Annotated in this window: 22 protein-coding genes and 1 pseudogene; 12 read left to right on the top strand and 11 right to left on the bottom strand. The window is 70.4% G+C overall.

Annotated elements, in window-relative coordinates; genetic code table 11:
• Positions 1-8 precede the first annotated feature (8 nt).
• From ACHAAJ_RS02300 to ACHAAJ_RS02285, 4 genes are all read right to left on the bottom strand, one after another.
• On the bottom strand, positions 9-1,781 hold the full coding sequence (locus ACHAAJ_RS02300; RefSeq protein WP_435726248.1) for a dipeptide ABC transporter ATP-binding protein: 1,773 nt from the start codon (positions 1,779-1,781) through the stop codon (positions 9-11).
• Positions 1,778-2,578, bottom strand: coding sequence for an ABC transporter permease (locus ACHAAJ_RS02295; protein WP_435726583.1), 801 nt, complete (start codon positions 2,576-2,578; stop codon positions 1,778-1,780). Before ACHAAJ_RS02295 ends, ACHAAJ_RS02300 begins: the two co-directional genes overlap by 4 nt.
• Positions 2,579-2,646: 68 nt before the next feature.
• Entirely contained in the window at positions 2,647-3,594 is a 948-nt protein-coding gene (locus tag ACHAAJ_RS02290; protein WP_435726247.1) for an ABC transporter permease, read from the bottom strand.
• A 21-nt stretch (positions 3,595-3,615) separates the two neighbouring features.
• Positions 3,616-5,145 carry an ABC transporter substrate-binding protein gene (locus tag ACHAAJ_RS02285; protein ID WP_435726246.1) on the bottom strand — a complete coding sequence of 510 codons (1,530 nt, stop codon included), beginning with the start codon at positions 5,143-5,145 and terminating at the stop codon, positions 3,616-3,618.
• A gap of 217 nt (positions 5,146-5,362) precedes the next feature.
• On the opposite strand from ACHAAJ_RS02285, the gene ACHAAJ_RS02280 reads away from it, so the two are divergent.
• Both ACHAAJ_RS02280 and ACHAAJ_RS02275 read left to right on the top strand, forming a co-directional pair.
• Complete coding sequence (locus ACHAAJ_RS02280) at positions 5,363-6,112, top strand: FadR/GntR family transcriptional regulator (protein WP_435726245.1); 750 nt, start codon at positions 5,363-5,365, stop codon at positions 6,110-6,112.
• 50 nt (positions 6,113-6,162) lie between these two features.
• A complete protein-coding gene (locus ACHAAJ_RS02275; RefSeq protein ID WP_435726244.1) occupies positions 6,163-6,744 on the top strand; it encodes a mycothiol transferase in 582 nt (193 codons plus the stop codon).
• On the opposite strand, the gene glmS is transcribed toward ACHAAJ_RS02275, so the two are convergent.
• Complete coding sequence (gene glmS / locus ACHAAJ_RS02270) at positions 6,745-8,619, bottom strand: glutamine--fructose-6-phosphate transaminase (isomerizing) (protein WP_435726243.1); 1,875 nt, start codon at positions 8,617-8,619, stop codon at positions 6,745-6,747. It lies immediately after the preceding gene.
• A gap of 57 nt (positions 8,620-8,676) precedes the next feature.
• Between glmS and coaA the strand changes: the two genes are divergently transcribed.
• Positions 8,677-9,636, top strand: a complete 960-nt coding sequence (gene coaA, locus ACHAAJ_RS02265) for a type I pantothenate kinase (protein WP_435726242.1) — start codon at positions 8,677-8,679, stop codon at positions 9,634-9,636.
• Between the two features lie 19 nt (positions 9,637-9,655).
• Entirely contained in the window at positions 9,656-10,051 is a 396-nt protein-coding gene (gene mscL, locus ACHAAJ_RS02260; RefSeq protein WP_435726241.1) for a large conductance mechanosensitive channel protein MscL, read from the top strand.
• 110 nt (positions 10,052-10,161) lie between these two features.
• Here the strand turns inward: mscL and ACHAAJ_RS02255 are convergent, their stop codons facing one another.
• The 6 genes from ACHAAJ_RS02255 to ACHAAJ_RS02230 all read right to left on the bottom strand — a co-directional run bounded on the left by ACHAAJ_RS02255 (position 10,162) and on the right by ACHAAJ_RS02230 (position 15,478).
• Entirely contained in the window at positions 10,162-10,446 is a 285-nt protein-coding gene (locus ACHAAJ_RS02255; RefSeq protein ID WP_435726240.1) for a hypothetical protein, read from the bottom strand.
• A gap of 195 nt (positions 10,447-10,641) precedes the next feature.
• Positions 10,642-12,300, bottom strand: a complete 1,659-nt coding sequence (locus tag ACHAAJ_RS02250) for a sensor histidine kinase (protein WP_435726239.1) — start codon at positions 12,298-12,300, stop codon at positions 10,642-10,644.
• A gap of 57 nt (positions 12,301-12,357) precedes the next feature.
• Positions 12,358-13,707: a phosphoglucosamine mutase gene (gene glmM, locus ACHAAJ_RS02245; protein WP_435726238.1), complete on the bottom strand. Its 1,350-nt coding sequence runs from the start codon at positions 13,705-13,707 to the stop codon at positions 12,358-12,360.
• A 45-nt stretch (positions 13,708-13,752) separates the two neighbouring features.
• Positions 13,753-13,875, bottom strand: a complete 123-nt coding sequence (locus tag ACHAAJ_RS02240; protein WP_435726237.1) for a hypothetical protein — start codon at positions 13,873-13,875, stop codon at positions 13,753-13,755.
• An 89-nt stretch (positions 13,876-13,964) separates the two neighbouring features.
• Positions 13,965-14,744, bottom strand: coding sequence for a glucosamine-6-phosphate deaminase (locus ACHAAJ_RS02235; RefSeq protein WP_435726236.1), 780 nt, complete (start codon positions 14,742-14,744; stop codon positions 13,965-13,967).
• A gap of 2 nt (positions 14,745-14,746) precedes the next feature.
• Positions 14,747-15,478: a FadR/GntR family transcriptional regulator gene (locus ACHAAJ_RS02230; protein WP_435726235.1), complete on the bottom strand. Its 732-nt coding sequence runs from the start codon at positions 15,476-15,478 to the stop codon at positions 14,747-14,749.
• A gap of 136 nt (positions 15,479-15,614) precedes the next feature.
• Here ACHAAJ_RS02230 and ACHAAJ_RS02225 point away from each other — a divergent pair, with 136 nt between their 5' ends.
• The 8 genes and pseudogenes from ACHAAJ_RS02225 to ACHAAJ_RS02190 form a co-directional block, all read left to right on the top strand.
• Positions 15,615-17,225: an ABC transporter substrate-binding protein gene (locus ACHAAJ_RS02225; RefSeq protein ID WP_435726234.1), complete on the top strand. Its 1,611-nt coding sequence runs from the start codon at positions 15,615-15,617 to the stop codon at positions 17,223-17,225.
• 93 nt (positions 17,226-17,318) lie between these two features.
• Positions 17,319-18,272 carry an ABC transporter permease gene (locus ACHAAJ_RS02220; protein ID WP_435726233.1) on the top strand — a complete coding sequence of 318 codons (954 nt, stop codon included), beginning with the start codon at positions 17,319-17,321 and terminating at the stop codon, positions 18,270-18,272.
• A 2-nt stretch (positions 18,273-18,274) separates the two neighbouring features.
• Positions 18,275-20,335 (top strand): dipeptide/oligopeptide/nickel ABC transporter permease/ATP-binding protein, encoded by a 2,061-nt coding sequence (locus ACHAAJ_RS02215; RefSeq protein ID WP_435726232.1) that lies wholly within the window; start codon positions 18,275-18,277, stop codon positions 20,333-20,335.
• The gene (locus ACHAAJ_RS02210) at positions 20,332-21,264 is read left to right on the top strand and encodes an ABC transporter ATP-binding protein (protein WP_435726231.1); all 933 of its coding nucleotides are present in this window, start codon (positions 20,332-20,334) and stop codon (positions 21,262-21,264) included. Before ACHAAJ_RS02215 ends, ACHAAJ_RS02210 begins: the two co-directional genes overlap by 4 nt.
• Entirely contained in the window at positions 21,261-22,190 is a 930-nt protein-coding gene (locus ACHAAJ_RS02205; RefSeq protein ID WP_435726230.1) for a dihydrodipicolinate synthase family protein, read from the top strand. The genes ACHAAJ_RS02210 and ACHAAJ_RS02205 overlap by 4 nt, the downstream gene beginning before the upstream one ends.
• A gap of 3 nt (positions 22,191-22,193) precedes the next feature.
• Entirely contained in the window at positions 22,194-23,246 is a 1,053-nt protein-coding gene (locus ACHAAJ_RS02200; RefSeq protein ID WP_435726229.1) for an ROK family protein, read from the top strand.
• Entirely contained in the window at positions 23,230-23,916 is a 687-nt protein-coding gene (locus ACHAAJ_RS02195; protein WP_435726228.1) for an N-acetylmannosamine-6-phosphate 2-epimerase, read from the top strand. Before ACHAAJ_RS02200 ends, ACHAAJ_RS02195 begins: the two co-directional genes overlap by 17 nt.
• Positions 23,917-23,918: 2 nt before the next feature.
• Positions 23,919-24,292, top strand: a pseudogene (locus ACHAAJ_RS02190) (exo-alpha-sialidase); the annotation flags it as partial.

Below are 24,292 nucleotides of genomic sequence, written 5' to 3'. Positions count from 1 at the left end.
GGGGCGGGTCATTCCGGCTGATCGACGACGAGTTCCCGGGCGAGCACCTCGGCGCGCAGGTTCATCGAACTGGCGACGAGCTTCCGCGTGTACGGGTGCTGCGGGTCGGTGTAGACGGACTCGGTGTCGCCCGCCTCCACGATCTCGCCGCTGCGCATCACCACCACGCGGTCGCACAGGTGCCGCACCACCGCGAGGTCGTGGGACACGAAGACCAGGGTCAGCTGGTATTGGTCCACCAGGTCGGCGAGCAGGTTGAGGACCTGCGCACGGACGGAGACGTCCAGCGCGGAGACCGGTTCGTCCGCGACGAGGACGCGCGGGCGGCAGATCAGGGCCCGGGCGATCGAGATGCGCTGGCGCTGACCGCCGGAGAACTGGTGCGGATAGCGCTCCAGGGTCTCGGCGCCGAGGCCGACGGCGTCCAGCATCTCCGCGGCCATCTGGCGGCGCTGCGCCGCGGTCTCCCTCCGGCCGGGCACCAGCAGCGGCTCCGTCACGATGTCCAGTACCCTCATCCGCGGGTCCAGCGAACCCATCGGGTCCTGGAAAACGATCTGCAGTTCCTGCCGCAGTTGGACCAGATCCGATTCCCTCGCGCCGGCGACCTCGTTCCCCGCGACGACGACGGAGCCCGACGTCGGCCGGTCCAGGCCCGCCAGGATGCGCAGCAGGGTGGTCTTGCCGGAGCCGGACTCTCCCACGACGCCGAGGCGCTCGCCCGCGCGGACCTCGAAGTTCACATCCCGCAGCGCGCGCACCTCGGTGTGCTTGCCGAACAGGGTGGAACGGCCGCGGGTGTAGGTGCGGTCCAGGTTCGCGACCCGGATGACGGCGAGCGCGGCCAGTTCCTCCGGCGTCGGCTCCACGGCCACCGGGGAAGCCTCGGCCGCCGCGCGTTCGCGGGCCTCCTCGACCGTCGGCGGAATGTAGGCGGCGGAGGACGCGACCGTGAACAGCCGGCCCTCGCGGTCCGTCGCCTCCAGGTCGCTGGCCGCCAGCAGGCCGCGGGTGTAGGGGTGTTCGGGCCGGGAGAAGATGTCCTCGGTGTTCCCCTCCTCCACGATCCGCCCCCGGTTCATGACGAGCACCCGCGTGCACATGTTCGCCACGACGGCGAGGTCGTGCGTGATGAACAGCAGGCCGGTGCCGCGCAGGATCACGGATTCGAGCACCAGGTCCAGGACCTGCCGTTGGACCGTGACGTCCAGGGCGGTGGTGGGCTCGTCGCACAACAGCAGCGCGGGGTCGTTGGCCAGCGCCATGGCCAGCATGACGCGCTGCCGCTGCCCGCCGGAGAGCTGGTGCGGGTAGGCCCGCGCCGCCTCCGCCGGGTCCGGGAGCTTCACCGAGGCGAGCATGGCGACGGCCTTCGCGTTGGCCTCGCGCCGCGAGGACACCGTCCTGTGCTGGAGCATGATCTCGGCGACCTGGGCGCCGGCGCGCATCAGCGGGTTCAGCGCGGTCAGCGGCTCCTGGAACACCATGGCCATGTCCTGGCCGCGGATCCGGCGCATGGTCGAGTCCGGGGCGCCGATGAAGTTGGCGTCGTGTCCGGCCAGGCGCACGGACCCGGTGGCATCCAGCCCCTCGGGCAGCAGGCCCATCACCGCCGTGCTGGTCAGCGACTTGCCGGATCCCGATTCGCCGATCAGGCCGATCCGCTCGCCCTTGGCCATCGCGAAGTTCACGTTCTCGACCAGCGGGAAGCCGCGGACGCCGATGCTCAGGTCCTCGACGCGCAGCAAGGCGTCGGCCGGGGGGACGGACGGGCCGCTCATCGGCGTTCTCCATTCAGTTTCGGGTCGAAGCGGTCGCGCAGGCCGTCGCCGAGCATGTTGAACCCCATCACCGCGACGGCGATGGCCGCGCCGGGCCAGACGGCCAGCATGGGATGCGTGCCCCAGAACTCCTGCGAGGTCTGCAGCATCCGTCCCCAGGAGGGGATCGGCGGGGGCGTGCCCAGACCCAGGAAGGAGAGGGCGGCCTCGGCCAGCACCGCCAACCCGAACGTCACCGAGCACTGGACCACCACCATGCCCACGATGTTGGGCAGCACGTGGCGCATCGCGATCCGCAGCGCGGGCTGCGACGAGGCGCGGGCCGCCTGCACGTACTCGGTGCTCATCACCTGGAGGGTGCCGGACCGCGCGACGCGGGCGAAGCCGGGGATGGACCCGATGCCGATGGCCACCATGGCGGTCATGGTGCTGGCCCCGAACACGGCGGAGAACACGATGGCGACCAACAGTGCCGGGAAGGCGAGCAGGACGTCCGCGAAGCGCATGGTCGCCTCCTCGGTGGCGCCGCGCTTGATGCCGGCGAGGATGCCCAGCGGCGTACCCACCAGCAGCGCGATCGCCACGGCGACCACCCCGACGAGCAGCGTGATCTGCGATCCGGCGAGGATCGCGGAGAACGTGTCGCGGCCGAACTTGTCGGTGCCCATCAGGTGCTCGGCGCTGGATCCCTGGAGCCGGTCCGCGGGCATGGCCTGGACCGGATCGAAGGGCGTCCAGAACACGGAGACGACGGCGGCGAGCAGCACCAGCCCGACCAGGCACGCGCCCGCGACCATGTTCCAGCCCCAGGGGCGCCGCGTCTTTGCCGGCGGCACCGGCGTCGTAGTGGTTGTCACGTTCGCTCCTAGGCCGCTTTGCGGATGCGCGGGTCGACGATCGTGTACAGCACGTCGACCAGCAGGTTGATGACCAGGGTGATGCCCACCAGGACCATGACGATCGACTGGACGGCCAGCATGTCCCGGTTGGCGACGGAGTCCAGCAGCATGGAGCCGAGGCCCGGGATCGCGAAGACCTTCTCGATCACGACGGCGCCGATGATCAACGCGGCGAGCTGGACCGACGTGACCGTGATGACGGGAATGGCCGCGTTGCGCAGTCCGTGCTTGACCAGCGCCTTCATGGGGGAAAGCCCCTTGGCGCGGGCGGTGCGCAGGTAATCCTCGCTCATCACCTCCAACACCGCCGAACGGATGTAGCGCGTCAGGATCGCGGCCTGCACGGAGGCCAGCGCGACGACCGGGAGCGCGACCCGGGACAGGAAGTCGCCGAAGTCACGCCCCGGGGGCGTCCACCCGTTGGCCGGGAACCAGCCGAGCCCCAGCGCGAACACGACCACCAGCATGATCCCGGCCAGGAACCCGGGGATGGCGATCCCGAGCTGGCTGACGGCGCTGATGATGGCGCCGGAGGCCTTGCGGTGGCGCACCGCCGCGAGCGTCCCGAACGGGATGGAGACGATCAGGGCCAGCAGCATCGCCAGGACCACCAGGATCAGCGACACCTGGACCCGGTCGGCGATCAGCGGCGAGATGTCGCTGCGCGTGACGTAGGACGTGCCGAAGTCACCGAACGGCAGACCCAGCGCCCAGTCGAAGTACTGCACCAGCATCGGCCGGTCGGTGCCGAACTCGCGCTGCATCTGCGCCAGCAGCTCCGGCGTCGCATTCTGCCCGAGCGCGATCTCGGCGGGGTCGCCGGGAACGGCCCGCAACAGCAGGAAGACCATCACGGTGGCGGCGACGAACGTCGCCACGAACCTCAACAGGTTGGTGAGGATTCTGGGGATCATCGTCGATGGCCTTCCCGCCGCTTACTTCCAGCCGATGTCGGTCAGGTCCAGCGCCTCGGTGACGGAGTTCCCCGGGATGCCCGTCACGTCCGCGTTGGCGACCACGACGTTGGGGAAGATGAACAGGGTGTTGGCGCCGGCGTCGTCCACGATGGTGCGCACGACCTCCTTCATGCCCTCCGCGTACGCGGCCTCGTCCCCGGCGTCCGCCTCGGCGGCGATCGGCGCGATCTCCTGGTTGTCGTAGCCCAGGTAGTAGTCCGGGTTGTTGAACATGGTCAGCACGTCGCGGGACTCCACGGCCAGCACCACGGACATCTGGTAGTCCTTCTTGGTGAAGACCTTGTCCAGCCAGACGGCGGGGAACTCGGCGGTCTCGATGGTGGCGTTGATGCCGGCGTCCTTCAGCTGCGAGACGACGATCTCGGAGATCGCCGACGCGTAGGGGCGTGTGGGGACGGTGAAGACGATGTCCAGGTTCTCGGCGCCGGCCTCCTTGAGGAGCTCCTTGGCCTTCTCGGGATCGTACGGGTAGACGTCGTTCAGGTCCTCGTAGTACGGATCGGTCGGCGGGACCGGCCCGCCGACGACGGTGCCCAGCCCGTTCCACGCGGTGTCGACGACTGCCTGCCGGTCGATCGCGTGCATGACCGCCTGGCGGACGCGGACGTCGTCGAACGGCTCGGCCTTGTTGTTCATCGACAGGACGATCTCGCCGTTGGAGGTGCCCTCGATGACCTGGTACGCGTCGTCGGTCTGGAAGGAGTTGACCAGCTCGGGCGCCTGCATGTTGTAGACCACGTCGACGTCGCCGGAGCGCAGGGCGTTGGTGGTGGCGACCGCGTCCCCGAAGTACCGCAGGGTGGCCCTCTCGACGTTCGGGGCGGTGCCCCAGTAGTCGTCCCGGGCCGCGAGCTCGATCGAGTCGCCGCGGTTCCACGCCTCGAGCGCGAACGGCCCGGTGCCGATGGCGTCGTTGGCGAGGTCCTCCACGCCGGTGGGATCGAACATGGCGCCGACCAGCGTGGTCATGTTGAACAGCCAGGCGTTGGAGGGCTGCTTGAGCGAGACCGTGACGGAGGTCGGCGATTCGACCGTGACCTCCTCGACGATGTCCATCTTGGCCTTCATGCCGGAGACCCACGCGTCCGACTGCACGCGTTCGATGGAGAACTTCACGTCCTCGGCGTCGAACGCCTCGCCGTTGGAGAACGTGACGCCCTCCTGGAGCGTGAAGGTGTAGTCCTTCCGGTCCTCGGAGAGCTCCCAGGACTCGGCCAGCAGCGGCTGGATCTCGCCGTCCTGGTCCACCTCCACGAGCCCCTCGTAGACGTTGGACATCAGCGCCTGCGGGATGGCCGCGCCCGCGGTGGTGGTGAAGTCCAGGTTGACCGGCTCTCCGGTCAGCGCGACCACCACGTCCGTCCGCTTTTCGCCCTCCGCGGTGCCTTCCGCGCCGGCGCCGGCGTTGCAGCCGGTCAAGGCCAGGGCCGCGACGGCGGCGACCGCGGGAACGGTCAGGGTCTTCTTGCGTAGGCTTCCCAGGGGCATGTCCGGTCCTTTGCTAGTGCGACGTCCAGGTGACGAAAGATCGAGGTTTCCGGACGGGTCCGGCCCCTTGGCTCCCATTGTGATCCATGCGACAAAAAATTGCACGCATATTTCTACCCAGTTCGATGGTAAGACCACTCCCGGTGGTCCTGGCCGCGTATGCTGGGACGAATTATCGCCGCCCGCGCGCGGACCCCGCCTACGCCTAGGGAGCCACTTGACGACCCGGTTCACCCCCGCCGTCCCGGTCCGCACCTACGAGAGGGTCGTGGAGCAGATAGAGTCCGCCATCACCTCCGGCGCCGTCCGGCCGGGCGAGCACCTGCCGTCCGAGCGCGAGCTCATGGTCCAGTTCTCGGTGTCCCGCCCCACCATCCGCGAGGCGCTGCGCGTGCTGCAGTCCATGGGGTTGGTGGAGTCCCGGCCCGGGGGGCGCGGCGGACCGGTGGTGCTGGAGCCCTCCCCCGCGTCGCTCACGCGTTCCTTCGCGACCATGGTGCGGCTGGATTCGCTCTCCATGACGGAACTGGTGCAGTTCCGCCTGGTGCTGGACTCGTCGGCGTGCCGCCTGGCCTCCACCCTGCACACGCCGGAGCAGCTGGAGCAGATGCGTTCCTGCATCGAACGCATGGAGGCGGAGGTCGGCAAGGACGCCGCCGAGTTCGCGCGTGCGGACATCGACTTTCACCTCGCCGTGTGGGAGGCAAGCGGCAATGCGCTGCTGGCCATGTGCGGACGTGCCGTGGCCGGCGCAATCCTCGCGTTGATCACCCAGCAGTTGCAGGATTCGGGCGCCCCCGAGCGCACCGAGGCCGAGTCGGCAGCACTGGACCGCGGGATCTTCGACGCGATCGCGTCCGGCGATTCCGGCGAAGCGGGGCGCCGCGCGCGGCGGGCCATCTACGACCGCTACGCCTCGATGCTTCCCACCGACGATGCGCCGGGTTTGGACGCCCTGCTGGATTAGCCGCCTCCGCGGACTTGTCCGGGCGGCGTTGCGTGCCCACACTGGTGCGCATGGACACCGAACTGGCGCGTGAACTGCTCGCAGACGGATTCGAACGCGTGCGGGGGAACGTCGCCGCGGTCTTGGATGGACTGGACGGCGACGACCTGCTGTACCGCCCGGACCCCGGCTCCAACTCCATCGCCTGGCTCGTTTGGCACCTGGCGCGCATCCAGGATGACCACGTCGCGGGGATCGCCGAGGTCCTCGCCGGCGCGCGGCCGCCCGAACGCGGTTCCCGCCACACCCCGGGCGGGCAGGCCTGGCACGACGGCGGCTGGGCCGAACGCTTCGCCCTCCCCTACGGCCCCGAGGCCACGGGCTACGGCCAGGAACCGGACGACGTGGCGCGGTTCGGCGTTGCCGATCCCGCCGTGCTCGGCGGATACCAGGCGGAGGCGCACCGGCGGACGCTGGACCTGCTCGGCGGCATGGACAGCGGCGCGTACACGAGCGTCGTCGACCGGCGCTGGGACCCTCCGGTCACCGCCGCGGTGCGCCTGATGAGCGTGCTGGACGACGCCACGCAGCACATCGGCCAGGCCGCGTACGTACGCGGCCTGGCCGAACGGGCAAACGCCGGGCGCCCGTGACTACTCGACGGTGACGGACTTCGCGAGGTTGCGCGGCTGGTCGACGTCGAAGCCCTTGGCCGAGGCCAGCTCGCACGCGAACAGCTGCAGCGGCACCGTGGCCAGCAGCGGCATCAGCAGCGTCGGGGTCTGCGGGACCGGGAACACCCACTCCGCGTACTCGCCCACCGTGTCGTCGCCCTCTTCGGAAATCACCAGGGTCTTGGCGCCGCGGGCGCGGACCTCCTGGATGTTGGAGACCACCTTGGAGTGCAGCGAGTGCCGCCCGCGCGGGGACGGGACCACCACGAACACCGGCTTGCCCTCGTCGATCAGCGCGATCGGGCCGTGCTTCAGCTCCCCTGCCGCGAAGCCCTCGGCGTGGATGTAGGCGATCTCCTTGAGCTTCAGCGCGCCCTCCATCGCCACCGGGAAGCCCACGTGGCGGCCCAGGAACAGCACCGAATCGGCGTCGGACATCGAGCGCGCCAGCGCCTTGACGTCCTCCGCCCGGTCCAGGATCTCCTGGATCTTCGCCGGGATGGCCTGCAGGTCCGCGAGGATGTCCTTGATCTGGCCGGTGAACAGGTTCCCGCGCAGCTGCGCCAGGTACAGGCCCAGCAGGTAGGTGGCGGTGATCTGGGCCAGGAACGCCTTGGTGGAGGCCACAGCGATCTCCGGTCCGGCGTGCGTGTAGAGCACGGCGTCGGACTCACGCGGGATGGTGGACCCGTTGGTGTTGCAGATGGAGAGCGTCTTGGCGCCCTGCTCCTTGGCGTAGCGCACGGCCATGAGCGTGTCCATGGTCTCGCCGGACTGGGAGATGGACACGATCAGCGTGCTGGCGTCCACGATCGGGTCGCGGTAGCGGAACTCGTGGGAGAGCTCCACCTCCACGGGGATGCGGCACCAGTGTTCGATCGCGTACTTCGCCACGGAGCCGGCGTACGCCGAGGTACCGCAGGCCAGGACGATGATCTTGCTGATGTTCTTCAGGTCCGCCGCGTCGATGCGCAGCTCGTCGAGCGTCATCCGGCCCTGCGAATCCGAACGGCCCAGCAGGGTGTCCGCGACCGCGGCCGGCTGGTCGTGGATCTCCTTCTCCATGAAGGACGGGTATCCGCCCTTCTCCGCGGCGGCGGCGTCCCAGTCGACGTGGAACTCCTTGCCCTCGGCCGGGTTCCCGAAGAAGTCGGTGATGGTGTGGGACTCGGGGGTGATGGTGACGATCTGGTCCTGTCCCAGCTCCACGGCGCGGCGCGTGAAGTCGATGAAGCCTGAGACGTCCGAGCCCAGGAAGTTCTCGCCGTCGCCGAGTCCGACGACGAGCGGGGAGTTCCGGCGGGCGGCCACCACGACGCCGGGCTGGTCCTTGTGCACGGCGAGGAGCGTGAAAGCGCCCTCGAGCCGGCGCGAGGCCTCCTGCATGGTCAGCGTCAGGTCGCCCTTGCCGGTGCCGTGGTAGATCTCGCCCAGCAGAACCGCGGCGACCTCGGTGTCCGTCTCGGAGAGGAAGGTGTGGCCCTTGGCCTGCAGCTCCCGCTTGATCTCGGAGAAGTTCTCGATGATGCCGTTGTGGATCACGGCGAGGTTGCCGCCGTCGGCCAGGTGCGGGTGCGCGTTGCGGTCCGTCGGCCCGCCGTGCGTGGCCCAGCGGGTGTGGCCGATCCCGGTCATGGACTCCGGCAGCGGGTCCGTCTCGAGCAGCTCCACCAGGTTGGTCAGCTTGCCGGACTTCTTGCGCGATTCGACGCCGCCGTCCGTCAGTACCGCCACGCCGGCGGAGTCGTATCCGCGGTATTCGAGGCGGCGCAGCCCCTCGAGGACCACGTCCAGGGCGCCATGGGTGCCGGAGGTTTTCGTTGCGAGGCCTACGTAGCCAACAATTCCACACATGCGCACCAGATTACCGTGTTTTAGGAATCAACCCGGACTGTTGGCAGAATGCGGTGGGTGAATGGTCAGCGAGTGCACGACGCCGGAGTCTCCCCGTACGTCGAACTGGAACGGCAGACGTGGGCCCGCCTCGCCGACGAGATCGAACAGCCCCTCGACGAGGCGGACCTCGAACGCCTGCGCGGGCTCGGCGAGCAGCTGGACCTCGAGGAGATCCGCGAGGTCTACCTCCCGCTGTCCCGGCTGCTGAACCTCTACGTGCAGGGCGCCTGGCAGATCCACCAGGCCACCACCACGTTCCTGGGCGAGGCCACGCAGCGCACGCCGTTCGTCATCGGCGTCGCCGGCTCCGTGGCCGTCGGCAAGTCGACCACCGCCCGCGTGCTGCAGGAGCTCCTGCGCCGCTGGCCGGACACCCCCAACGTGCAGTTGATCACCACCGACGGTTTCCTCTACCCGAACGAGTCCCTGCACCGCCGCGGGCTGATGCAGCGCAAGGGATTCCCGGAGTCCTACGACCGCCGCCGGCTCCTGCGGTTCGTCTCCGAGGTGAAGTCCGGAGCCGATGAGGTCCGCGCCCCTTGGTACTCCCACCTGACCTACGACATCGTGCCCGAAAAGGAGGTGGTGGTGAGCAGCCCCGACGTCCTGATTGTCGAGGGGCTGAACGTGCTGGCGCCGGCCCGCGTGCGCTCGGACGGGACCGCCGGCCTGGCCCTGAGCGACTTCTTCGACTTCTCCATCTACGTCGACGCCCGGACCAGCGACATCGAGGAGTGGTACGTCAACCGCTTCATGCGCCTGCGTGGTGGGGCGTTCGCGGACCCCGCCTCCTACTTCCACCGGTACGCCGCGCTCAGCGACATCGAGGCCCGCGAGACCGCACTGGGCATCTGGCGGAGCATCAACGAACCCAACCTGCGCGAGAACGTCCTGCCCACCCGCGGGCGCGCCCAACTGGTGCTGAGCAAGGACGCGGACCATTCGATCCGGCGGATGCTGCTCCGCAAGATCTGACCGCTGTACGCTTCCGATCATGATCCAGGGATTCAAAGACTTCATCATGAAGGGCAACGTCGTCGACCTTGCCGTCGCAGTTGTCATGGCCGGCGCCTTCGGCGCGGTCGTCACCGCACTGGTTGAAAGCGTACTCATGCCGCTGATCTCCGTGCTGGTCGGCACCCCGAACTTCGACAACTTCCTGGCCGTCGGCCCGGAGGGTGCCATCAAGATCGGCGTGCTGCTTACCGCGATCGTGAACTTCCTCCTCGTGGCCGCCGCCATCTACTTCGTCGTCGTCATGCCGATGAACAAGATGATCGAACGCCGCAACGCCCGCCTCGCCGCCGGCGGGGTCCCGGCGGAAGAGGAAGTCGACGCGCAGGTTCTCCTGCTCACCGAAATCCGCGACTCCCTCCGGAACCGCGCCTAACCACGCAGCACCCCACCGCACCGCCGATTGCGAAGAGGGGCCCCGCCATCGGCGGGGCCCCTCTTCGCATTCCTCCGGCGCGCTTTCCGGGCCGGAGGCCTGTGATCGGGTCAGTCGCAGGTGTTCGGTGCCCCCTGGCTGTTCTCCGGGTTGGTCTCGCAATCCTCCTGGAGATCCTGGGGCCGCGGGTTCTTGTTCGAGGTGTTGCCCTGGGTCTCTTCCGTGGTGGTGGATCCCACGCCACCCTGGTTGTTGCCCGGTCCTTCGAAGGTTGTGCAGGTGACGGTGCCCTGCGTCTTGGTGCAGTCGTCCGGCAGGGGCGCCGCGCCGGCCGAAGCCGCCGAGCCGACGAGCAGTAGTCCGGTCATCGCGATCGTTGCGAGGAATTTGCCCATGATTTCGGTTCCTTTCTGCTGGGGAGCACCATAAGGCGTCCCGTGGGGGTGCTTTCGAGCGGTCCGGCCGCAGCTACGCGAAAACCCGGATCGCACTGCAAAGGTAAACAAGATTGACGGGCATGTACATATATGCCCGATTATTTGTCATAAGCGGTGAAGGCGGTTCGCGGCTCCATTCCGGATCCGGCCTGACTAACTTCCCGGTTCCGGTATGGCGGGCAACCGCACGCGGAACGTGCTGCCCCCGCCCGGGACGCTGTCCACCTCGATCGTCCCGCCGTGGGCGTCGACCAGTTCCTTGCTGATCGCGAGCCCGAGTCCGGCGCCGGCGACCGCCGACTGGCGCACGGCCGCGGTCCGGTAGAAACGCGTGAAGAGCCCGTCTACCTCCGCGGCCTCCATCCCGATGCCCGTGTCCGCGACCTCGAGCACCGCCTCGGCGTCGCGCCGGACGGCGGAGACCGTGACCGTGCCGCCGGCCTTCGTGTACTTCAGCGCGTTGGAGAGGAGGTTGTCGACGATCTGCCCGATCCGGCACCGGTCCCCGTCGACCCACAGCGGGCCCCGGATGTCGCTGACCAGCTCGATCCCGGCCCGCCGGGCGCGTTCGGCCTGCGCCCGCACCCGCGCGCCGACGATCCCGGCCAGGTCCATCGGCATCGCGTCGACGGTCAACTGCCCCGTGGCCGCGTCCAGCAGGTCCGCCACCAGTCCCAGCAGCCGCTCGGCGTTGCGGCGGGCGACGCCCACGTAGCCTGCGACTTCCGGGGGGAGGCCCGGGGTGTCCTGCGCCAGTTCCAGGTAGCCGATGATCGAGGTCAACGGGGTGCGCAATTCGTGGTTCACGTGCGCGAGGAACTGGTCCTTGGCGGCCAGCGCGTCCATCAGGTCCGTGACCTCGTGGAACACCACCACCGCTCCCCGGTGCGCGCCGGCGTCGTCCACCATCCTCCGGGAGGACACCGCGAAGGCGCCTTGGCGCGGGCCCTGTCCGATCCACACCAGCTGCCCGGAGAACTCCTCGCCGAATACGGCGCGGCGGACAGGTCGATCGTCGCGCGCGAGCGGCGTAGCGCGGTCCGCCCCGAAGACCAGCAGTTGGCCCTCGTCGGGGTCCGGGTTGTCCGCGGGCATAGCGATCCGGTGGATGTCCTCCTGGCGGGCGTTCCTGAGGACGTCGTGTCCATCCTCGTCCACGACGACGAGGCCCACGTGTGCGGCGTTCAACACCTCGTCCAGCAGCAGGCTACGCCGTTCCGACTCCCGGAGCGCTCTGGCCAGCTGGCGTTCCGTGTCCGCGACGATCGCGGAAACCACGGACACGGACACGGTGAACGCCAGGATCATGAGGGGAATCAGCAGTGCACGCAACAGGCGGTCGGCGCTGTCCCCCGCGCCCAAATCCCGGAACACGACGACGGCCGCGGGGACCGCGAAGGAGGCCAGCCGCACCCAGCCGGGCCGGAGACGCGTCCACGCCAGCCAGAAGAACGGCAGGCCCAACAGGATGGACAGGCCGGACAGGGAGTCATGCCCGGCGATCGCCAGCAGGCTGAGCCCCACGATGTCCGCCAGCGGGACCGCGAGCTGGAGCCTGTCCTCCGTGTCCCGCACGGGCAGCAGGAACGCGGCGGCCGTCGCCGCGGCGACCACGGCGACCCCGACCCACAGCAACGGGTTGCCCAGCGTGGGGTTCGGGTGGACCAGCGCGATCAGCGCCAGGACCACGAGCGTGGCGACGGCCGCCGGTGTCTGGTTGAACACCAGCGCGGTGCGCGGATGGAGGTTCCCGGGCTCCCCGCGCAGGTTGATGAGATCCAGGATCCGGCGTGCGTCGGACAGGAATGTCACGTGGGCGTCCCTCCCGGGCGTCGCAGGGGTGGTTCCGAAAGCTGTGCGCCGCGCGCCTCAGACCAGCGCGACGGCTTCCTGCACGACGGCGGCGAGGCGCCGCGCGACGGATTGGGCCGTGGCCTGATCCGTGGCCTCCACCATGACGCGGACCACCGGCTCCGTTCCGGAGGGGCGGAGCAGGACGCGGCCGGCGTCGCCGAGTTCGGTCTCCGCGTCGCGGACGGCGTCGGCGATGGCGGGGTTCAGCTTGACCGCGGCGCGGTCCACGCCCTTGACGTTGATCAGCACCTGCGGCAGGACGGTCATCATGGACGCGAGTTCCTTGAGCGTCTTGCCGGTGGCCGCGACCCGGGCCGCCAGCTGCAGGCCGGTCAGGACGCCGTCGCCGGTGGTGGCGTGGTCGGCGAAGATCACGTGGCCGGACTGCTCGCCGCCGAGGTTCAGGCCGCCGGAGCGCATGGCCTCCAGGACGTAGCGGTCCCCCACCCCGGTCTCGCGGATCTCGATGCCGGCCTCGCCCATGGCGATCTTCAGGCCCAGGTTGCTCATCACGGTGGCCACGAGCGTGTTGTCCGTCAGCTTGCCCTGGTCCTTCAGCGCGGTGGCCATGACGGCCATGATCTGGTCGCCGTCGACAACCGTGCCCTCGTGGTCCACCGCGAGGCAGCGGTCCGCGTCGCCGTCGTGCGCGATCCCCAGGTCCGCCCCGTGCGCCAGGACCGCGGCCTGCAGGTTCCCCAGGTGCGTGGAGCCGTAGCCGTCGTTGATGTTGATGCCGTCCGGGTCCGCGCCGATGACCACGATCTCCGCGCCGGCGTCGGAAAAGACCTGGGGCGAGCAGCCGCTGGCGGCGCCGTGGGCGCAGTCCAGGACCACCTTGAGTCCGTCCAGGCGGTTGGGCAGCGTGCCCAGCAGGTGGACCACGTAGCGGTCCTCGGCGTCGGCGAAGCGCTGCACGCGGCCGACGTCCCCGGCGACCGGACGCAGCGGCTCGGTCTCCATGGCCGCCTCGATGGCGTCCTCGAGCGCGTCGTCAAGCTTATGCCCGCCGCGGGCCAGGAACTTGATGCCGTTGTCCGGGGCCGCGTTGTGCGAGGCGGAGATCATCACGCCGAAGTCGGCGTCCAGGTCCGCGACCAGGTAGGCGGCGGCCGGGGTCGGGAGCACGCCGGCGTCGAACACGTCGACGCCGGACGCGGCGAGCCCCGCCTCGATGGCCGCGGAAATGAAGTCCCCGCTGATCCGCGGATCCCGTGCCACGACGGCGACGGGCCGCTTGCCGGCGGGCACCTGGTTGAAGCCCAGCACGACGGCTGCGGCCTCCGCCAGGCGCATGGCCAGTTGCGGTGTGATCAGAACATTCGCTTTTCCACGGACCCCGTCCGTGCCAAATAACCTAGCCATAATCGCTCCATCATATGGCTAGGTCGCCGGATTGCGGCGTTCCCCCTAGTCGGGGTGGCGCCGGCACTCCGGATCGACGACCACGGGCTCGCGCCCGCCGTCCCAAATGCACAGGCAGACCGTGGTCGTTTCGGCGGCCGGAGTCTTACCCTCTTCTTCCTTGCGCATGGCATCCCCCTCGATGCTCCACGTGTTCCCCAACACGTCCCCAATGGATACACAAAAGATAAGCCCCGGGCGGCGTTTTGGACAGCTTTTCAGCCGGGCAGTTGCGCGGCGTTGTCCCGGGCGAAGTCGTAGTACTCGCGCAGGCGCAGCTTCGCGGCCGCGGACTCGTCCAGCAGCACGGTGGCGTCCGGGTGGAGTTGCAGCGCCGACGCCGGGCAATGCGCGCCGAGCGGGCCCTCCGCCATGGCCGCGACCGCGTCCGCCTTGCCCGCGCCGGTGGCCACCAGCAGGAGCCTGCGCGCGCGCAGGATGGTGCCGATGCCCTGGGTCAGGCAGTGGATCGGGACGGCGTCGGCGTCGCCGCCGAAGAAGCGCGCGTTGTCCCGGCGCGTCTGCGGTGCCAGCGTCTTCACGCGCGTGGAGCTGCCCAGGGAGGACCCGGGTTCGTTGAAGCCGATGTGACCGTTGGCGCCGATGCCCAGCAACTGGACGTCCACTCCCCCGGCGTCGGCGATCGCGGCCTCGTACGCCTCGCCCGCCGCGGACGGGTCCTCCGCGGCACCGTCAGGGACGTGCACGCGGTCCGGGTCCAGCCCGATCCGCCGGGTCACCTCGCGGTCGATCACGCTGCGGTAGCTCTGCGGGTGCGCCGGGTCCAGGCCCACGTACTCGTCGAGGGCGAACAAGGTCGCCCCGGAGACGTCCAGGCCGTCCGCCACGAGGACCGCGAGCTCGCCGTACGTCGCCAACGGGCTGGAACCGGTGGCCACGCCGATGACCGGGGCGCCGCTGCCCGCGATGGCGGAGGCGAGGATCGCGGCGGCGCGGCGGCCGACGGCGGCGGCGTCCGGCAGGACGATGATCTCCACGCTCAGGACCCCACGGTGTCCGCGATGAGCCGGCGGATGCCGTCGAAGTGCCCGCCGACCAGCACGGTCGCGGCGGCCTTGTCCCCGGCGGCGACGGCCTCGTAGATCTCGCGGTGCAGGCGGGCGGTCTCGGCCAGCTCCGCGCCGCTGCCGTCCATCTGCTCGTGCATCCGGCTGTAGGCGGACCAGAACACGGAGAGCAGGTTGGTGAGCATGCCGTTCTCGAGGGGCTCGAACAGGCTGCGGTGGAAGCGCTCGTCCGCCTCGGTGAGCATCTGCCCGGCCTCGGCGAGGCGCTCCATGTCCTCCACGGCGGTGCGGACGGCGGCCAGCGCATCCTCCGTCATCGCGTCCATGGCGGAGCCGATCAGGCCGGACTCCAGCGCCTGGCGCACGTCGACGAGTTCCACGGCCTCGTGCCCGCTGCTCCTGAGGGAAAGCCGGGCGTGGAACTCCAGTGCCGCGGCGAGCGCGTCCATGTTCTTGATGGCCACGAACATGCCGTAGCCGTGCCGCACGTCGACGATCCCCATGGCCTGGAGGACCTTCAGCGCCTCCCGCACGGTGTTCCGGCCGACTCCGAGGACCTCCACGAGTTCGTGTTCCGTGGGGAGCGGATCCCCCGGGGCCAGGCCGCGCTCGAGGATGAGCTCCATGATGTCGTGTTGCAGCGCATGCATCCGCGCGGACGCGTTCGCCCGCACCCTGCGCGCCGGCGGCACCTGTGTCTCCATGTTCGTCCATTCCCTCCGTCGACCGTATTCGGGGCTGTGGTTGACGTCACCGTGTGATGTCGCCTACATTCTAACCCGAGGCATAGGACATCCTACATCCGACAATGCCCGCATCGACAACCCTGAGGTGACACCAATGAAATCTCCCGCGATCATGAACCACACCAGCTCGCGCCGCAACTTCCTGCGGATCGCCGGCGCCATGGGCGCCGCCGGCGCTTTCGCCGCCACGCTTTCCGCCTGCGGCTCCACGGGCGCCGCCACCGGCGGCGCGTCCGGAAGCGCCACGGCCGGGACCAAGACCATCGAGGCGGGCATGTCCTACGCCCTCTCCACCGGTTTCGACCCGATGACGTCCACCGGCGCCACGCCGATGGCCGCCAACATCCACACCTTCGAGGGGCTCACCGAGCTCCACCCGGCCACCCGGGAACGCTACCTGGCCCTGGCGGCGGCGGAGCCGACGCAGGTCGACGACACCACCTACGAGATCACGCTGCGCGACGGCGCCACCTTCCACAACGGCGACCCGGTCACCGCGGAGGACGTGGTGTTCTCCTTCGAGCGCGTCATGGACACGGAGAACGCGTCACTGTTCGCGCAGTTCATCCCGTTCATCGACTCGGTGGAGGCCAAGGACGAGAAGACCGTCACGTTCAAGCTCAAGTACCCGTTCGCGCTGTTCGCGGACCGCCTGAGCATCGTGAAGATCGTCCCGAAGAAGCTCGCCGCCGACCAGGCCGCGTTCGACGCCGCACCGGTGGGCTCCGGCCCGTACAAGCTGGTCTCCGCGGTCAAGGACGACAAGATCGTCTTCGAGAAGTTCGAGGAATACAACGGCCCGATGCCGGCGCTGGCCCCGGGCATGACCTGGTTCCTGCTCTCCGACGCCGCCGCCCGCGTCAGCGCGGTCGAGTCCGGCCGCGTCCAGGCGATCGAGGACGTTCCGTACCTCGACGTCGACCGCCTCGCCGGCTCGGTCGAGGTGGAGTCGGTGCAGTCCTTCGGGCTGCTCTTCCTGATGTTCAACTGCCAGGAGGCGCCGTTCGACGACAAGCGCGTCCGCCAGGCCCTGCACTACGCCCTGGACACCCAGGCCGTGATCGACCGCGCGCTGCTGGGCAACGCCACGGCCGCCACGTCCTTCGTCCACAAGGAGCACCCGAACTACCAGGAGGCCTCCACGGTCTACAGCCTGGACCTGGAGAAGGCCGAGGCGCTCCTGAAGGAGGCCGGCGTCGACTCCCTGAGCTTCGAGCTGCTCACCACGGACACCTCGTGGGTCAAGGACGTCGCCCCGGTCATGGTGGAGTCCTGGAACAAGCTCCCGGGCGTCAAGGTCACCCTGCAGAACCTGCAGTCCGGCGCGCTGTACGCGGACAACGTGGACACCGGCACGTTCAAGGTGGTCGCGGCCCCCGGAGATCCGTCCGTGTTCGGCAACGACCTGGACCTGCTGCTGTCCTGGTGGTACCGCGGCGACGTCTGGCCGAAGGACCGCTTCCGCTGGAACGAGACGCCCGAGTACAAGACGGTCCAGACGAAGCTGGACGAGGCCGTCCGCGCCTCGGACCCGAAGGTCGCCACCGCGGCCTGGAACCAGATCCTGGACATCGTGGCCGAGGAGGCCGCGCTGTACCCGATCTTCCACCGCCAGCTGCCGACCGCCTGGAACCCGGACGAGCTGAACAACTTCCAGCCGCTGCCGACCACCGGCATCTCCTTCCTGGACGCCGGGCGCAAGTAGCGCCTCCCGCCGCCGGCCGCCGGCCGCCCCCGGGCGCGGCCGGCGGCCCCCTCCAACCCATCCACCACGACGCCGCAAGGGAGCACCGCTGACGTGGCCAACATCCTAAGGCTGCTGGGCCGACGCCTGGCCGCCCTCCCGTTCATGATCCTGGGGATCACCCTCCTGGTCTTCCTGGTCCTCCAGTTCTCCCCCGGCGACCAGGCCACCACCGCCCTCGGCGAGGGCGCCAGCGAGACCGCCAAGGAGAACTACCGCGAGGAGCGCGGTCTCAACGACCCGCTGCCCATCCAATACCTGTCCTTCCTGGCCCGCCTGCTGGTCCTGGACCTCGGATCCACCACCCCTCCGGCGCAGCCGATCACCGGCATCGTCGCGGGCGCCTTCCCGCTGACGCTGCAGCTCACGTTCTGGGGCGTGTTCATCGCCGTCGCGCTGTCGCTGGTCCTCGGCGTGGCCGGAGCCCTCTACCGCGACCGCTGGCCGGACCAGCTGATCCGGGTCTTCTCCATCGCCGCCGTCGCGACGCCGTCGTTCTGGCTGGGCATCCTGCTCATCCAGTGGCTGGCCCTGGGCGTCCCGCTGTTCCCCTCCGGCGGGTTCGTCCCGTTCTCCGAGGACCCCGCCGGGTACTTCCGTTCGCTCGCCCTGCCCGCCCTGGCCCTGGCCATCCCTGTCTGCGCCTCGCTGATCCGCGTGGTGCGCACCTCGATGGTGGAGGAGATGGACAAGGACTACGTCCGCACCGCGATCGGCAACGGCGTCCCGCGCGCCGAGGCCATCCGCCGCAACGTGCTGCGCAACGCCCTGATCACCCCGGTGACCGTGCTGGGCCTGCGCATCGGCTACCTGCTCGGCGGCGCCGTCGTGATCGAAATGATCTTCTCGCTGCCCGGCATGGGCCAACTGATCCTCAACGGCATCACCAACAACGACGTCAACCTGGTCCAGGGCGTCACCCTGACCATCGCCATCACGTTCGTGCTGGTGAACATCGCCGTAGACCTCCTCTACCTGCTCATCAACCCACGAATCAGGACGGTGTGACCATGCGGTACGGACTCGCAGACCGCCTCAGCCGCCCGGGGCTCGCCCTCAAGTCGCTTCCCCTCGGATCCAAGCTCGCCCTCGCGTTCCTGGCGCTGGTGGCCCTCGCCGCGCTCTTCGCGCCGGTGCTGGCCCCGCACAACCCCCTGGCCACGGGTATCCCCGCCCAGCCGCCGGGGGCCGAGCACCCGTTCGGCACCGACCGGCTGGGCCGGGACATCCTCTCCCGCGTGCTCTTCGGCGCACGCACCTCCCTGGTGATCGGGCTCGGCGCCGTGGCGCTGGCCATCGCCGTCGGGGCGCTGCTCGGCGCCATCGCCGCCACCAGCCGCAAGTGGGTGGACGAGGGCACCATGCGCGTCATGGACGTCATCATGGCCTTCCCCGGCATCGCGCTGGCCGCCGTGCTGCTGGCGACGCTGGGCAACACCGTCCCGGTCATCATCGTGGCGATCGCCATCATCTACATCCCGCAGCTGGCCCGCGTGGTCCGCGCCAACGTGCTGTCCCAATGGGGCGAGGACTACGTCCGCGCCGAGCGCGTGCTCGGGGCCGGCCGTTTCCACATCCTCGGACGGCACATCGTGCGCAACACCGCCGCCCCGGTGCTGGTCTTCGCGACCGTCATGGTGGCCGACGCCATCATCTTCGAGGCCTCGCTCTCCTTCCTGGGCGCGGGCGTCCAGGACCCGGAGCCCAGCTGGGGCAACGTGATCTCCTACGGCCGCACGCTGGTCCTGAACGGCGCCTGGTGGGCCACCACGTTCGCCGGCATCTGCATCCTGGCCACCGTCCTGGCGCTGAACGTGCTGGCCGAGGGCCTCACCGACGCCATGGTCAACCCCCGCCTGCGCAAGGTGAACCTGGTCGAGAAGGACAACACGGCCGAGGCCGTGCTGGCCTCCGAGCGCACGTCGATCGGCGGCGTCGGCACCGCCGTCGTCCCCGAGTCCGACGCCGCCCCCGCGGACGCCTCCGCCGTGGACGAAGACGGCGCCGACCCCGCCGACCCCACGACCCCGCCGCTGCTCGCCGCCCAGCTCCGGCGCCTGCGCGCCGTGGAGTCCACGCGGACGGACCGGCTCTCCAGCTCCTCCGGAGCCGAACCGATCCTCGAGGTCCGCGACCTGTCCATCCGCTTCCCGGACCGCTACGGCGACATGCCGATCGTGGACCGGGTCTCCTTCTCCGTCGGCGAGGGCGAGACGATGGGCCTGGTCGGCGAGTCCGGCTGCGGCAAGTCCATCACCTCGCTGGCCATCATGGGCCTGCTGGCGCCCAACGCCGTGGTCTCCGGCTCCATCCGCTTCGGCGGCCGCGAGCTGGTCCCGGCCGACAACCGGCCCGCGACCCGCGAGAAGCTCTACGCGGGGCTGCGCGGCCACCAGATCGCGATGGTCTACCAGGACGCGCTCAGCTCGCTGAACCCGTCCATGCTGATCAAGGACCAGATGGAGCAGCTGACCCGCCGCGGCGGCCGGATGGCCCCGGACGAGCTGCTGCGCCTGGTGAAGCTGGACCCGAAGCGGACGCTCAAGTCCTACCCGCACGAGCTCTCCGGCGGGCAGCGCCAGCGCGTGCTGATCGCCATGGCGCTCTCCCGCTCGCCCAAGCTGGTGGTGGCGGACGAGCCGACCACCGCCCTGGACGTGACGGTGCAGAAGCAGGTGGTGGACCTCCTCAACGAGCTCCGGCACAAGCTGGGTTTCGCGATGGTGTTCGTCAGCCACGACCTGGCCCTGGTGGCCTCGCTGGCCCACCGCGTCACGGTCATGTACGCCGGGCAGGTGGTGGAATCCGGTTCCACCAGCGCCCTGCTGGCCGATCCCCGCCACGAATACACCCGCGGCCTGCTGGGGGCGGTGCTCTCCATCGAATCCGGCGCCGAGCGCCTGCACCAGATCCCAGGCACCGTGCCCAGCCCGCGCGACTTCTCCGCCGGCGACCGGTTCGCCGTGCGGTCCCTGAACCCGGCCGCGGATCCGGACCGCGAGCTGGAGCTGGTCCGCGTCGGGGACACCGACCACCACTGGGCCACCACCGCCGAAGGAGGCAAGGCATGATCGACACGACCAGGCACGACGACGCCGGCGCGACCGGCGCGGTGCGTCCCACCGGCGAGCCCGGCGAGCGCGGAACCCCCGGCGCGCCGGTTCCCGGGGACGTCCCGGTCATTGAGCTGCGCGGGCTGCACGTGCACCACCGCGCGCGCAGCGGAACCATCTTCCGCCCCACCATCATCCGGGCGGTCAATGGGATCGACTTCGCGGTCAGCCGCGGGGAGACGGTCGGGATCGTCGGTGAGTCCGGCTGCGGGAAGTCCACGCTGGCCTCCGTGCTGGTGGGGCTGCAGGAACCGACCCACGGCACCCGGCTGTTCAATGGGCGCAAGCTCACCGGCCGGGCCGCGGAGCGCAAGGAGTTCGGCCGCGCGGTCTCGATCGTGTTCCAGGATCCGGCGACGGCCCTGAACCCGCGCATGACGGTGCACGACATCCTGACGGACCCGCTGCTGGTCCACGGGATCGGCAACGCGGCCTCGCGCACGAAGAAGGTGTACGAGCTGCTCGAGCTCGTGGGCCTGCCGCGCTCCGCGGCGGAGGTCTCCCCCACGCAGATCTCCGGCGGGCAGCGCCAGCGCGTGGCGATCGCCCGGGCCCTGGCGCTGGACCCGGACATCATCGTGGCGGACGAGCCGACGTCGGCCCTCGACGTCTCCGTCCGCGCGCAGGTGCTGAACCTGCTCACCGACCTGAAGGCCCGCCTGAACCTGGGGATGGTCTTCATCTCCCACGACATCCAGACCGTCCGCTACGTCTCGGACCGGATCTGCGTCATGAACGACGGCGAGATTGTCGAACAGGGCGACGCCGCGCAGGTCTTCGACAACCCCACCAACGACTACACCCGCACCCTGCTGGGCGCGGCGCCGAGCCTGCTGGCCGCGCCCGCCGACCCGGCCACCGACACCACCACACCGGAGGACTCATGACCATCGCCACCGCACCCTTCCACGGGGTCATCCCGCCCGTCGTCACGCCGCGCAACGCGGACGGGGCGCTCGATCTGCCCGGCGTGGAGGCCGTCGTCGAACACCTCGTCTCCGGCGGCGTCCACGGGCTGTTCCCGCTGGGCTCCTCCGGCGAGACGCCGTACCTGACCAACCGCGAGCGCCGCGAGGTGCTGGCCGCCGTCGTGTCCGCCAATGCCGGGCGCGTGCCGCTGCTGGTCGGCGCCAACGACCAGACCACCGCCCGCACCGTGGAGGAGGCGAAGCTGGTGGCCGAGCGGGGCGCCGACGCCGTGGTCATCACCACCCCGTACTACGCGATCTTCGACCGCGCCGAGGTGGTGCGGCACTTCCGCGCCGTTCGCGCCGCCGTGGACCTTCCGGTCTTCGCCTACGACATCCCCGTGCGCACGCACTTCAAGCTGGATCCGGCGCTGCTGGCCGAGCTGGCCGCCGAGGGCACCATCGCCGGGGTGAAGGACTCCTCCGGGAACGACATCGCGTTCCGGCAGCTGCGCCTGCTGACGCAGGACATCGAGGGGTTCGCGCTGTTCAGCGGGCACGAGGTGGTGTGCGACGCGGCGATGCTGTCCGGCGCCACCGGCCTGGTGCCGGGCCTGGCGAACGTGGACCCGGCCGGCTACCGGCGGCTCTACGACGCGGCCGTCGCCGGCAACTGGGAAACCGCGCGCAAGGAACAGGACCGGCTCGCGGAGCTGTTCCGGATCGTCGATGTCCCGGACTCCGCACGGGTCTCCGGCGGCGCCGGCGGGCTCGGCGCGTTCAAGACCGCGCTGGTGCAGCTCGGCGTCTTCCCCTCCAACCGCATGAGCGAGCCGATGGAGTCGCTGAACGACGCCGAGGCGTCCGCCATCCGCGGGATCCTCGACACCGCGGGGCTGCTCTAGGCCATGGTTCCAACCCACGACGCGGCGATCGGCGTCGACCTCGGCGGCACGAAGACCGCCGCCGCGCTGGTCGGGGCGGACGGCGCGGTGCTTTGGCGGCTGTCCACGTCGACGCCCGCGCGGCAGGGTCCCGCCGCCATCCTGGACGCCGTGGCGTTCCTCGCCGAACGGCTGGCCGCCGAGGCCCGGAGCCGCCACTTGCCCCTGGCCGGGTTGGGGCTGGGATCGGCCGGCGTGATCGATCCGGCGACGTGCCAGGTGGTGTCCGCGACCGACGTCCTGACCGGGTGGGCGGGGACGGACCTGCGCGCCGGGCTGCTGGAGCGGCTGGGAGGCGCGGGCGGCGCCGTCGGCCGCGTGGAAGCCGTGAACGACGTCCACGCGCACGCCCTCGGCGAAGCGTGGCTCGGTGCCGCCCGCGGGACGTCGACCGCGCTGCTGGTGGCGTTCGGGACCGGGATCGGCGGTTCCTTCCTGGTGGACGGACGGCCGGTGTCCGGGGCGCGCAGCGTGGCCGGGCACTTCGGCCACGTGCCCTCGGCCGCGGCCGGCGGGCTGGTGTGCACGTGCGGAGCCATGGGCCATCTGGAGGCCATCGCTTCCGGTCCCGCGCTGCACCGGTTCTACCAGCGGCTCGGCGGTGATCCGCGGGCGGCGGACACGCGCGCCGTGTTCGAACGAGCCCGCGCCGGCGAGGCCCCCGCCGTCGGAGCGATCCGGCGTGCGGCCCGCGCGGCCGGCAGCGCGCTGGGCGGGTTCGCGAACAGCCTGGATCCGGAGGCGCTGGTGCTCTCCGGCGGGCTCGCCGACGCGGGTCCGCTGTGGTGGGACGCCGTGCGCGAGTCGTTCGCCGAGGAACTGGTGCCCGCGCTGCGCCACGTGGAACCCGTTCCGGCGCTGCTGGGCGGCGACGCGGCCACGATCGGCGCGGCGTCGCTGGTGCTGCGGCCGCCCGCGGCGTCCGTGCCGGCGGGCCAATCCGCCCAACCCGCCACGCCCGTCCAGCCCTCCCCCTCCGTCCAATTCCAAGGAGCGTCCCGTGTTGCTGACCGATGAGGCACTCGAGGCCCTGCGCGGAAAACTGATCGTCTCCGCGCAGGCCTACCCCGGCGAGCCGATGCGCGATCCCCGTACCATGGCGCAGGTCGCCGCGTCCGCCGTGATCGGCGGGGCCTCGGCCGTGCGGGTGCAGGGGTTGGCGGACATCCAGTCCGCGCGGTCCGCCGTGGAGGTGCCGGTGATCGGCCTGTTCAAGGATGGGCACGACGGCGTCTTCATCACCCCGACCATCCGGCACGCCCTCGCCGTCGCCCAGTCCGGCGCCCACGTGGTGGCGTTGGACGGCACGCGGCGCCCCCGGCCCGACGGCGAAATGCTCGCCGCGACGATCGCCGCCGTCCGTGGCGGGTCCTCCGCCCGGGTGATGGCCGACTGCGGTTCGTTGGCCGACGCGCTGGCGGCCGCCGAGGCCGGTGCCGACCTGATCGGCACCACACTCGCCGGGTACACGGGCGAGCGGCCCAAGACCGACGGTCCGGACCTGGAGCTGATCGCCGAGCTGGCCGCCGCGGACCTCGGACGCCCGATCGTCGCCGAGGGGCGCATCCACTCCCCCGCCCAGGCCCGGGCCGCTCTGGACGCCGGCGCGTTCGCGGTGGTGGTGGGGACGGCGATCACGCATCCGGCGACGCTGACCGGGTGGTTCGTGGACGCCCTGGAGCGTTAGCGGTGGGTGGTCCAGCGCGTCCCGCGCGTCCAGGGCGGGCGACGTCCGCCGGCGCCTCCGTCGTGTCCACCGTGCTGGCCCGGCGCGGGGAGGGCGGCTACCAGCAGTACCGGATCCCCGCGCTGGCCGTCACCCCCGCCGGGGCGCTCCTGGCCGCCTACGACGCCCGCCCCACCCTCGACGATCTCCCCTCCCCCGTGGATCTGGTGCTCCGGCGCAGCGTGGACGGCGGCCGGACGTGGGACACGCAGCGCGTGTTCCGGACAGGAACCGGGATGCAGGGCTACGGCGACCCGTCCCTGCTGGTGGACCGGACCACAGGCCGGGTATTCTGCTTCCACGCGGCGACGACGCGTTGGGGTTTCTTCGAGTCCGA

This window comes from Arthrobacter arnarulunnguaqae (genome assembly GCF_051262515.1).
GTDB lineage: Bacteria > Actinomycetota > Actinomycetes > Actinomycetales > Micrococcaceae > Arthrobacter_N.
This window is presented reverse-complemented; position numbering and strand designations above follow the sequence as displayed.

What these genes read in the sequence shown, in the direction of transcription:
- ACHAAJ_RS02275 (WP_435726244.1), top strand. Translation starts at nt 6,163, where the DNA reads ATGGACACCGAACTGGCGCGTGAACTGCTCGCAGACGGATTCGAACGC.
- ACHAAJ_RS02240 (WP_435726237.1), bottom strand. Translation starts at nt 13,875, where the DNA reads ATGCGCAAGGAAGAAGAGGGTAAGACTCCGGCCGCCGAAACGACCACG.
- ACHAAJ_RS02300 (WP_435726248.1), bottom strand. Translation starts at nt 1,781, where the DNA reads ATGAGCGGCCCGTCCGTCCCCCCGGCCGACGCCTTGCTGCGCGTCGAG.
- ACHAAJ_RS02200 (WP_435726229.1), top strand. Translation starts at nt 22,194, where the DNA reads ATGGTTCCAACCCACGACGCGGCGATCGGCGTCGACCTCGGCGGCACG.
- ACHAAJ_RS02215 (WP_435726232.1), top strand. Translation starts at nt 18,275, where the DNA reads ATGCGGTACGGACTCGCAGACCGCCTCAGCCGCCCGGGGCTCGCCCTC.
- ACHAAJ_RS02255 (WP_435726240.1), bottom strand. Translation starts at nt 10,446, where the DNA reads ATGGGCAAATTCCTCGCAACGATCGCGATGACCGGACTACTGCTCGTC.
- ACHAAJ_RS02210 (WP_435726231.1), top strand. Translation starts at nt 20,332, where the DNA reads ATGATCGACACGACCAGGCACGACGACGCCGGCGCGACCGGCGCGGTG.
- ACHAAJ_RS02290 (WP_435726247.1), bottom strand. Translation starts at nt 3,594, where the DNA reads ATGATCCCCAGAATCCTCACCAACCTGTTGAGGTTCGTGGCGACGTTC.
- ACHAAJ_RS02285 (WP_435726246.1), bottom strand. Translation starts at nt 5,145, where the DNA reads ATGCCCCTGGGAAGCCTACGCAAGAAGACCCTGACCGTTCCCGCGGTC.
- ACHAAJ_RS02230 (WP_435726235.1), bottom strand. Translation starts at nt 15,478, where the DNA reads ATGGAGACACAGGTGCCGCCGGCGCGCAGGGTGCGGGCGAACGCGTCC.
- ACHAAJ_RS02225 (WP_435726234.1), top strand. Translation starts at nt 15,615, where the DNA reads ATGAAATCTCCCGCGATCATGAACCACACCAGCTCGCGCCGCAACTTC.
- glmS (WP_435726243.1), bottom strand. Translation starts at nt 8,619, where the DNA reads ATGTGTGGAATTGTTGGCTACGTAGGCCTCGCAACGAAAACCTCCGGC.
- ACHAAJ_RS02295 (WP_435726583.1), bottom strand. Translation starts at nt 2,578, where the DNA reads ATGGTCGCGGGCGCGTGCCTGGTCGGGCTGGTGCTGCTCGCCGCCGTC.
- mscL (WP_435726241.1), top strand. Translation starts at nt 9,656, where the DNA reads ATGATCCAGGGATTCAAAGACTTCATCATGAAGGGCAACGTCGTCGAC.
- glmM (WP_435726238.1), bottom strand. Translation starts at nt 13,707, where the DNA reads ATGGCTAGGTTATTTGGCACGGACGGGGTCCGTGGAAAAGCGAATGTT.
- ACHAAJ_RS02205 (WP_435726230.1), top strand. Translation starts at nt 21,261, where the DNA reads ATGACCATCGCCACCGCACCCTTCCACGGGGTCATCCCGCCCGTCGTC.